Consider the following 1722-nt stretch of genomic DNA (forward strand, 5'->3'; position numbering starts at 1 on the left):
GTAAGGTAAGGTAAGGTAAGGTCTCGGGCGATAATTTTGCAAACTTATTACATATAATGTTCGCGCACTTCTGTATTTTTAGGCCAGTTTAAACCGAGGCAAACCGGACAGTATGGAAATAAATAAACTTGATAATGCGCCTTTTACGGCATACCAAAAACTGGTGGTCTTTTTATTGGCCATGACACAATTTACGGTCGTGCTTGATTTTATGGTGATGTCACCGATGGGGGATATCCTGATGAAAGCCATCGATCTCAAACCAGCTCAATTTGGCATTGCGGTTTCGGCCTATGCTTTTAGCGCGGGTGCTTCGGGGCTGCTTACCGCGGGCTTTGCCGATCGTTTTGATCGAAAGAAGCTGCTGCTTTTTTTCTATTCTGGCTTTATTATCGGAACTTTCTGCTGTAGTTTTGCCAACGATTATTGGACTTTGGTCGCTGCTCGAATTATCACGGGCCTCTTTGGAGGGGTCATTGGTTCGATCTCCATGGCTATTATCACCGATATCTTTACGCTTCAGCAACGTGGACGTGTGATGGGCTTTGTACAGATGGGCTTTGGCGCCAGCCAGGTCCTAGGCATTCCGATAGGTCTGTATATCGCAAACAATTGGGGCTGGCATAGTGCCTTTTTATGGATTGCCGTGATGGCTTTAATTATTGTCATTATCATTGCAATTAAACTCATTCCGATTACAGCACATATCGGTCTTCAGAAACATCAATCTGCGTTAAAGCACCTTTGGCTGACTTTTTCACAGCGAGAATATCGTATCGGCTTTGCTGCAACAGCCTTGCTATCCATTGGAGGTTATATGATGATGCCTTTTGGAAGTGCTTTTGCAGTCAATAACCTCAAAGTTAGCCACGAGCAGCTGCCGATGTTGTTTATGATTTCGGGTATCGCTTCATTGATTATTATGCCTATCGTCGGGAAATTGAGCGATCGTTACGATAAGTTTAAGATTTTCGCGTTCGCTTCCCTTTGGCTCATGGTTGTCGTATTTATCTACACGAACCTAGGCGTTACTCCATTTTATATTGTTGTTATCTTAAACATTTTAATGATGGCGGGCATTTTAAGTCGGATGACGCCTTCTTCCGCTTTGATCACGGCTGTTCCGGAGATGAAAGATCGGGGTGCATTTATGAGTATCAGTTCATCGTTGCAGCAGCTGGCAGGAGGTGTGGCAGCTTCGCTAGCAGGTGTAATCATTGTTCAAGAAACAAAAGAAAGCCCCTTGGAACATTATCCTACATTGGGGATGAGTGTGATTCTGCTCTCTATCATCGGTATTTTTATGATCTACCGGGTGAGCAGTATGATTAAAAAGCGAAAAGCCAATTCTTAAAACAAAATTGTTCTTATCGTTATTAGTTCTTAAAATATAAATTGCTAAAGAGAGATGGAATTATGGAAAAAATAGTTAGATATCCACATCCAAATGGAGAGATAACCGTTCTTTGGATACCTGAACGCTGTGCACATGCTGCGGTTTGCGTGAAGAGTCTCCCAAATGTGTATCATCCGAAAGATAGGCCTTGGATCACAGCGCAAAATGCCAGTACAGCGGAATTGATTGAACAGATCAAGCATTGCCCTTCTGGAGCACTTCAGTACGAATTGAAAAAATAATAGTTGTTGTATTGTTAAGGCAAAAAAAAAGCATCATTTAATTATAAATGATGCTTTTCTTGTTGGCGGTCTGGACGGGACTCG

The 1722-nt window shown here is 42.5% G+C and carries 2 protein-coding genes; both read left to right on the forward strand.

Translation table 11 applies throughout. From position 1 onward, the window contains the following. Window positions 1–112 precede the first annotated feature (112 nt). Complete coding sequence (locus tag B4Z90_RS22520) at window positions 113–1354, forward strand: MFS transporter (protein ID WP_070563286.1); 1242 nt, start codon at window positions 113–115, stop codon at window positions 1352–1354. Window positions 1355–1416: 62 nt separating this feature from the next. Further along, window positions 1417–1638 (forward strand): (4Fe-4S)-binding protein, encoded by a 222-nt coding sequence (locus B4Z90_RS22525; RefSeq protein ID WP_046672314.1) that lies wholly within the window; start codon window positions 1417–1419, stop codon window positions 1636–1638. Window positions 1639–1722: the final 84 nt, after the last annotated feature.

The sequence above is a fragment of the Sphingobacterium sp. UBA5639 genome (assembly GCF_002421245.1).
In the GTDB taxonomy this organism is placed as follows: Bacteria; Bacteroidota; Bacteroidia; order Sphingobacteriales; family Sphingobacteriaceae; genus Sphingobacterium; species Sphingobacterium multivorum.

Coding starts and splice junctions, on each gene's coding strand:
- B4Z90_RS22525 (WP_046672314.1), top strand. CDS start 1,417: ATGGAAAAAATAGTTAGATATCCACATCCAAATGGAGAGATAACCGTT.
- B4Z90_RS22520 (WP_070563286.1), top strand. CDS start 113: ATGGAAATAAATAAACTTGATAATGCGCCTTTTACGGCATACCAAAAA.